This is a genomic window from Candidatus Desulfofervidus auxilii, from assembly GCF_001577525.1.
Lineage (GTDB): Bacteria > Desulfobacterota > Desulfofervidia > Desulfofervidales > Desulfofervidaceae > Desulfofervidus > Desulfofervidus auxilii.
In genome coordinates, this window is sequence record NZ_CP013015.1 from 2061181 (window position 1) to 2069372 (window position 8192).

Consider the following 8192-nt stretch of genomic DNA (forward strand, 5'->3'; position numbering starts at 1 on the left):
CATTTTTTAAAAAAATGCAAGGGGAAATCCAAGTGACTAAAATTTTGGGCATTCTGATTGTATTCTTCAATTAGCTAAGCCGCTTTTCATAGCAATTAAATCTTTCTTTGATTTCCTTTTCGTTTAACATAAAAAATGGCAAAGTTACTAAAGGAAGTGCACCCTTCCAATTAGGATTAAATAGGAGGAATAATCTAGAGTCAATAAAAATCTGCATTATACCAGATGAAACAACTTTTAGAGAATCTATGGGATAAATGATAGAAGTTTTTGGTTGATAGTAACATGGAGGTTCTGCTATCTCCTTTACCAAAGAAAGAACTTTTGTTAATGAATCAGATTTAGTATAAGGAAGGATAAGATATCTTTTTCTGGTTTCCATAAACCTTATTTTAGAAACTGCTTCCCTCCGTTTCAAAGAAAAGAACCAATTTTCATAACCATATAATGCCCATCCTTTTTCTTTCATAATTTCTGGAAATTTATATGAAAAATCAAACCATATCATTTTTTATTTATTATATAAAATTCAGGTTAAAGTCACAATGGGTTTATCCCTTATTATCTTAAAAGTAAATCCCAAGTTGACAAAAAACAAAAGCCGTGTTTAAAACAAGCAAATTTATTAAGTGGGGGTGAGCAATGGCGGCAGTAGAGTTAACAGATAGTGATTTTGAGAAAAAAGTTTTAAGTGAATCATTGCCTGTGGTGGTGGATTTTTGGGCACCATGGTGTGGTCCTTGTCGAGCCATAGAACCTATTATTGAAGAATTAGCTGAAAAATATGAAGGAAAGGTTAAAATATACAGGTTTAATGTAGATGAAAGTCCTGTTATTCCTGGTCGTCTTGGTATTAGGGCTATTCCCACTTTATTCTTCTTTAAAGAAGGAAAAGTATATGAACAAATTACAGGAGTAGTGCCTAAAACCACTATTGAAGAAGTGATTAAACAAATACTTTAAAATTAGAAAATTTGCATAAAACTAGAAGATTTATACAATTTACTAAAAAAGTGAGATTGCATGAATAGTTTAAAAAAACAAATACTTTTTTTGGCACTTCTTTTAATTTTGAATGGATGTGGTATTTTTTCTTCTCCTCCAACAGTGCCTTTAGAAAAAAAGTCCTTAAACTCTCTTATGCAAGAGGGGATGGAATCTTTTAAAAATACCAATTTTGACAAAGCAATAGAGATATTTCAGTATGTTAAAGATACCTATCCTTTCAGCCCTGAAGCTTTAGTAGCTCAATTAAAATTGGCAGATGCGTTCTATTACAAACATGACTACGAGAATGCCTTCCTCTCCTACCAACAGTTTATTAAGCTTCATCCCAAACACGAACAAGCACCTTATGCCCTTTATCAAGCAGGTATGTGTTATTTTCATCAAATTCCTTCTATTGACCGAGACCAAACTCCTACCAAAAACGCTTTAGAAATGTTTAAACGGTTGATAAAAGAACATCCCACATCTAGATATGCAAAAAGGGCCTTAACCAAAATCAAGATATGCCGAGAGAAACTAGCTGCCCATGAATTTTATGTAGGGCGTTTTTATTATAGAACAGGAAGATATAAATCTGCCCTTTTACGTTTCCGGAATTTGATAGAAAATTATTGTGAACTTCCTATTTCTCGTAAAGCTCAAGCATATTTGGAGCGGTGTAAATCTAAATTAAAGAAAAAAGAATACCTGGCTCAACCCTCTTTTTGAGCAATGGATAGAATTTTACCCTTCACTTTTAAAAATGTTCATAAAATCCTGTTAAAGTTTTGGGCAGACCATTGTCTGGCTTATGCAGCCGCTTTAACTTATGCTACTATTCTTTCTTTAGTGCCAGTAGCTACTATTTCCTTTTCTATTCTGGGACGTTTTGAGCTTTCTGAAACTGACATCCGGACCTTTTTGCTGAAGTATTTCTTACCTGAATCTAGTTTGGTTCCTATTATTGAAAGTAATATAGAAAAATTTATTAAAAATACTGCCACCTTAAGTATCATTAGTATTATTGCCTTACTTATCATTTCTTTAGCCCTTTTAGGTATGGTTGAAGCCATTTTTAACCACATTTGGCAAAGTCAGAAAAGACGTAGTTTTTTTAATAAGTTTGTTACTTTCTGGGCTATACTTACCCTCACTCCTCTACTATTTGGTATATCTTTAGGATTTATTGCTAAAATTGAGTATCTTTCTTTTTCTCCTATCCTTGTTTCTTTTCTGTTAAGTAGTTTTGGTTTGTTTTTTCTTTACCGGCTTTTTCCTTATGCCAAAGTGAGTTTTAGGGCTGCTCTTGTTGGAAGTGTTATGGGTAGTATCTTTTTTGAAACCTGTAAATGGGGCTTTAAATATTACATTACTTATTACGCCAGTTTTGATAAAATATATGGAACATTAGCGGCAATTCCTATATCTCTTGTCTGGATATACTGGAGCTGGGTAATTGTTCTCCTTGGAGCTGAAATTACCTTTATCTGTGATTATCCCAAAGTGCCTTTAAAGAAGGATATAGCTGAATATAATCCTCTATGGCCTGTTTTGCTCTTATTAGAAGTTTTAAGAAACTTTCAAAGAAATACAAACCGTTTAACAACAGAGGATTTAGCTTATACCCTGGGTCTACCTTTAGAAACAATAAATCTCTTCATGCGGGTATTTAGAGAAAGAGAGTGGCTTACTCTAACTGAGGAAGGAACTTGGGTTCCCAATACCCCTCTGGAAAAACTTCCCCTTTTGATGGTGCTAAATGTTAACCAGCAATTTGCTAAACTTGATGATACACTTATGAAAACCATGGAAGAACTCTGGGCACCCTTAGAAAGATGCCTTGATAAAACATGGGGTGAAATTACTTTAGGAGATTTGGTAAAATAAAAAGGATTTTAGCATTAGATATAGGCACTGAAAGAATTGGCTTAGCCATAACAGATGAATTAGGTTTAATTGCTCAACCCCTTACTGTTATTAAAAGAAAAAACGATGCCCAAGCATTACAAGAAATAAAAAAAATTATTAAACAGCAAAAAGTAAAAAAAATCGTTGTGGGAATGCCTTATGATGCCCAAGGGAAGATAGGAACAATGGGCAAAAAAGTGATGGCTTTTGCAGAAAAGTTAAAAGCAATTATAGATGTTCCCCTAATTTTTTGGGATGAGAGCTTTACTACCACTGAGGCTGAAACTGTGCTACTCAAGGCGGATTTAAGTCGGAGACACCGAAAAAAAGTGGTAGATAAGTTAGCAGCTGCCTTAATTCTAGAAAGCTTTCTAAAGGCAATACATGAGAAATAAATATTTTTTGATTTTGCTTTTTTTCCTTTTAATCAGTTGCAATTTTCTCTTTGTTTGTTGGGCTTACCTTACTACTCCTTTAAATACCAGTCAAATAATCTTTGTTCAACCAGGATGGAGTTTTAAAAGGCTCATTATAGAACTTGAGAAAGAAAAGATTGTTACTTTACCTCTCCTTTTGCAAATTTGGGGAAGGATTTATGGTTTAGCTGGGAAAATAAAGCCTGGAGAGTACCTCATTACTCCCGACCTCACCCCCATTGGACTATTTAAAAAATTTTCTACAGGAAAGGGCATTATTCGTTACAAAGTAATCATTCCAGAGGGAGCGACTGTTAAAGAAATTGCCAAAATTCTTGCCCAATATGACCTTATAAATGAAACTAAATTTCTTAGATTAGCTTATAACCAGCATTTTACTCATTCTTTAGGTATTGATGCCCCTAGTTTAGAAGGCTATTTATTTCCTGCCACATATTTTTTGCCAAAAGGACTAGCCGAAGAAATTATTATTAAAATAATGTTCACTAAGTTTAACCACATCTACCAAAAATATTCTGATAAAGCAAAAAAAATGGGATTTTCTCGACATGAAATTGTTACCTTGGCTTCTATTATAGAAAAGGAGACCGCAGTTAGAACAGAAAAGCCATTAATTGCCTCTGTTTTTTTAAATAGATTAAGACGAAAAATGCCTCTTCAGGCAGACCCCACTGTTATTTATGCCTTACCCCATTTTAATGGTAATTTAACTAAGAAAGACTTGAAGTATGTTTCTCCTTACAATACTTATGTAATCAAAGGCCTTCCACCTACTCCTATATGTAGTCCTGGTGAGGAAAGCATTAAGGCTGTGGTAGAAGCCCCTAATACCCCTTATTTATATTTCGTTTCCCGTGGTAATGGCACTCACTATTTCTCAAAAAATTTAAAGGAACACATTAGAGCAGTATTAAAATATCAAAGAAAAAGGCATTAACGCCTCTGCAATTTTTCCATAGTTTCTAATTTTCTCTTGCACTTGATACAAAAAGAAGCAACTGGTCGGGCCTTTAAACGTTCCTCTTCGATTTCCTGACCACATTGCTCACAAATCCCATAAGTGCCATTTTCTATCTTTTTCAGTGTTTGGTCTATTTTGGCAATGAGTTTTCTTTCTCTATCTCTAATCCTTAAAAGAAATTCTCTATTTGTTTCTAAGCTGGCCCTATCAGCTAAATCTGCCGGAATTTCAGCACCCTCTTGAGTTAAGCTACTCAAAGTTTGGCGCGCCTGCTTTAATAGCTCTTCTTTTTGTTTAATTAAGAGCTTTCTGAAAAACTCTATCTTTTTAGGATCCATATCTTTATTTCCCCATATAAAGTGTTTGGATGTGCCTTTACACTGTTTTGATTATTTTGTCAATTGGTTAAGGACTGCATTACTTTTACACAACGGTCACATATGGTAGGATAAATTTCATCTTTTCCCACACTGGGTTGTCTTCGCCAACATCGTTCACATTTGGAATAATTATAGGCCTTTACCATTATTTTTAAGCCTGGAATAGTTTCGCTTTCAAAATTGATTTCAGAGAGTTTTTCTGCCAGTTCTACATGAGAAACGATGAATATTTCAGGCAAATCTTTTAAATAGCTTTCTAACACCGGTGTTAAAGCAGGGGGGGCTAAAATCTTTACTTCGGCATCCAAAGAATGGCCAATTTCCCTCTCCCTTCTAGCACGTTCTAAAGCCTTTGTTACTTCTTTGCGGACACTCAATAATTTCCCCCAGCGTTCTGCTAATTTTTCGTCTTGATATTCTGCCCTAACTTTTGGAAAGGTAGTGAGAAATACACTTTCTTTATGCCCCTTTGTTTGAGGTATAAATTTCCACACTTCCTCAGCAGTAAAACTCAGGACCGGAGCCATCAAGCGGGTTATTACCTGTAATATTTCCCAAAGGGTGCTTTGAGCAGAGCGCCTTTCTAAACTATCAGACAAAGAGGTATAAAGTCTGTCTTTAAGAACATCTAAATAGAAGGCACTTAAATCATTTACACAAAAATTATGAAGTCCATGATAAATCAGGTGAAATTGGTAATTTTCATAGGCCTGTCTGAGGCGATTGATCAACTGTTGTAACTGATGTAACACCCATTTGTCTAATTCCAGACGTTTTTGGTAAGGTAAAAAGTCTGTCTGTGGGTGGAAATCGTAAAGATTACCTAAGAGAAAGCGGATGGTATTTCTAATGCGCCGATAGGCCTCGGTCAATTGTTTCAAAATATCCTGCGAAAGGCAAATGTCATCTTGATAATCAGAGGCAGCTACCCACATGCGCAATATCTCAGCCCCATATTGAGCAATGATTTCCTGGGGATAGATTACATTTCCTAAAGATTTGGACATCTTTCTCCCTTCAGCATCTACTACAAATCCATGAGTTAAAACGGCCTTATAAGGAGGATTATCTCTAGTCCCTATGGCAGTTAATAATGATGACTGAAACCAACCCCGGTGTTGGTCACTTCCTTCTAAATATAAATCAGCAGGCCAACGCATTTCTGGCCAATAATGGTGTTCTTCTAATACGGCTACATGACTTACTCCTGAGTCAAACCACACATCTAAAATGTCCATTTCTTTTCTAAAAATATTGTGGCCACAATTAGAACACTTTATACCAGCAGGAAGGATTTGGGAAACTTCGTATTTAAACCAAATATCTGCTCCTTCTTTTTCCATCATCTGGGCTACATGCTCAATTACAGACCTATCTTTTAAAATTCCTCCACATTTTTCACAGTAAAATACGGCAATAGGAACACCCCACACTCTTTGTCGCGAGATACACCAATCAGGTCTTACTTCTATCATCCCTCGGATACGGTTTTTACCCCAAGCTGGGATCCACTTTATACTATCAATAGCCTCCAATGCCTTTTGGCGGATATTGTTTTTATCCACTGAAATAAACCATTGCTCTGTGGCTCTAAAAATCACTTGTTTTTTGCATCGCCAGCAGTGTGGGTAACTATGTGAAAAGGTAGAATGATAGACTAACGCCCCTACTTCCGTTAATTTTCCAATAACTGCCTGATCCGCATCCAGCACAAATTGCCCTGAAAAAAAGGGGACATTTTTAGTAAAACATCCCTCCTTGTCCACTGGGGCATATATTTCAAGGCCATATTTTAAACCACTCTCATAATCTTCCTGCCCATGACCAGGAGCAATATGCACACAGCCTGTGCCTGTATCTAAAGTAACATAATCTGCAAGAATAATAAGGGATTTACGATTTATAAAAGGATGTTGGCACTCCTTCCTTTCCAATAACTTAGGAGAGATGTTAGCTATTATTTCATAATTTTTTACACCAAATTCTTCCATACATAGAGGAACAAGACGCTGAGCCATGATAAATACTTGACCATTATCTATTTTCACCGCCGCGTATTCGGCTTCAGGATTTAAGGCAATGGCTAAATTGGCTAGCAATGTCCAAGGAGTGGTAGTCCAAATGACCAGAAAAATAGATTTGTTTTTTAACACAGGGTAGGGTTCACTTATATCGGAAACCAGAGGAAATTTCACAAATATAGATGGACTTTTTATATCCTTATATTCTACTTCTGCCTCAGCCAAGGCTGTTTGGCAATGAGGACACCAATATACAGGTTTTTTACTTCTATACACATTTCCACTTAACAAAAACTTACTAAACTCCCTGAAGATTGTGGCCTGATACTTATAATCCATGGTGAGATATGGCTTATCCCACCTTCCCAAAATTCCCAATCTTTTAAATTCTTCCCGCTGGATATTTATGTATTTTTCGGCATATGCCCGACATTGCTTTCTAATTTCTAAAGGGCTCATCTCCCTCTTTTTTTCTCCTAGCTCTTCATCTACCTTATGTTCAATAGGCAAACCATGACAATCCCAACCTGGAACATAGGGGCAGTTAAAACCCATCATAAGCCTAGATTTGACAATGAAATCTTTTAATACCTTATTTAAAGCAGTGCCCATGTGAATATGTCCATTGGCATAGGGAGGACCGTCATGGAGAATAAACAGTGGCTTATCTTGGGTAACTATACTTGTTTTTTGATAAAGCCCTATTTTCTTCCAGAATTCTAAAATTTTAGGTTCCTGCTTTGTCAAATTAGCCTTCATAGAAAATGGCGTTTGAGGCAAGTTCAGTGTGGACTTATAATCTGTTTTTTCTTCCATTCTAAAACCTCATTCAGATTTTTAATGCCCAAAAATTAGCACAGTAAGGTTAAATGTCAATGGGATTAAGTTTTTTGGACATTTTCTTATTTTTAATTTTAGAACCTCCGCTCACAGCAGGGCAAGATAGCCTTACGGCAATTGCAAAATGAAAATTGCAAAGTGCAAATTGCAAAGTCATTTTCCCCTCCTTTCGCAGTTGTAGTGGAATTGGGGTCTATAATTAAAAGTGAGAGTAAAAAATAGGGAATGAAATTAAGAAGCCTTCTTTATGTGATATAAATGATAAATGGCTAGGGGAACATTTGTGGCTAACGGGGTCAGTCAATAATGTTGAATTATTGTGACTCGGTTTGAATTGCCGGATGTTCTCCTGCCAATACCCTGTCTAATGGAAAGGTGCCTTTAAGTGGCTATTATAGACGGGATAAAGGTATTGGCAGAGCCATAAAATATCAAACATAAAGGAGGGTGAGGCGTGAAAAGGTTATCTGGAGGAATCGATATTGGCAGTGATAATCATCACATAATTATCATGGATGATGAAGAACAGATTTTGTATGACCAGAAGATAGCACACAAATTCAGTGAATTTTATAAGGCAGTTAGAGAATTTAGAGAGATTGAGAAAAGAGAAGGTGGGATAATATCATTTGCAATTGAAGGAAAGAATGGATACGGA

The 8192-nt window shown here is 35.9% G+C and carries 8 protein-coding genes and 1 pseudogene; 6 read left to right on the forward strand and 3 right to left on the reverse strand.

Annotated features, from left to right (window positions below):
• Positions 1–70: 70 nt before the first annotated feature.
• On the reverse strand, positions 71–508 hold the full coding sequence (locus tag HS1_RS10285; RefSeq protein ID WP_066064941.1) for a hypothetical protein: 438 nt from the start codon (positions 506–508) through the stop codon (positions 71–73).
• A 134-nt stretch (positions 509–642) separates the two neighbouring features.
• On the opposite strand from HS1_RS10285, the gene trxA reads away from it, so the two are divergent.
• From trxA to mltG, 5 genes are read left to right on the forward strand one after another with little or no spacing between them, the layout of a single operon-like run.
• Positions 643–963 (forward strand): thioredoxin, encoded by a 321-nt coding sequence (gene trxA / locus HS1_RS10290; RefSeq protein WP_066064945.1) that lies wholly within the window; start codon positions 643–645, stop codon positions 961–963.
• 60 nt (positions 964–1023) lie between these two features.
• Positions 1024–1716, forward strand: a complete 693-nt coding sequence (locus HS1_RS10295) for an outer membrane protein assembly factor BamD (RefSeq protein ID WP_066064948.1) — start codon at positions 1024–1026, stop codon at positions 1714–1716.
• A gap of 3 nt (positions 1717–1719) precedes the next feature.
• On the forward strand, positions 1720–2874 hold the full coding sequence (locus HS1_RS10300) for a YihY family inner membrane protein (RefSeq protein ID WP_066064951.1): 1155 nt from the start codon (positions 1720–1722) through the stop codon (positions 2872–2874).
• Between the two features lie 5 nt (positions 2875–2879).
• Entirely contained in the window at positions 2880–3290 is a 411-nt protein-coding gene (gene ruvX, locus HS1_RS10305) for a Holliday junction resolvase RuvX (protein ID WP_281178366.1), read from the forward strand.
• Positions 3280–4269, forward strand: a complete 990-nt coding sequence (gene mltG / locus HS1_RS10310; RefSeq protein WP_066064956.1) for an endolytic transglycosylase MltG — start codon at positions 3280–3282, stop codon at positions 4267–4269. Before ruvX ends, mltG begins: the two co-directional genes overlap by 11 nt.
• On the opposite strand, the gene dksA is transcribed toward mltG, so the two are convergent.
• Positions 4266–4631, reverse strand: a complete 366-nt coding sequence (gene dksA, locus HS1_RS10315; protein WP_066064959.1) for an RNA polymerase-binding protein DksA — start codon at positions 4629–4631, stop codon at positions 4266–4268. The genes mltG and dksA overlap by 4 nt on opposite strands.
• Before the next feature lie 59 nt (positions 4632–4690).
• On the reverse strand, positions 4691–7510 hold the full coding sequence (gene ileS, locus HS1_RS10320) for an isoleucine--tRNA ligase (RefSeq protein ID WP_066064964.1): 2820 nt from the start codon (positions 7508–7510) through the stop codon (positions 4691–4693).
• Between the two features lie 478 nt (positions 7511–7988).
• Between ileS and HS1_RS13455 the strand changes: the two are divergent.
• Positions 7989–8192, forward strand: a pseudogene (locus tag HS1_RS13455) (hypothetical protein); the annotation flags it as partial.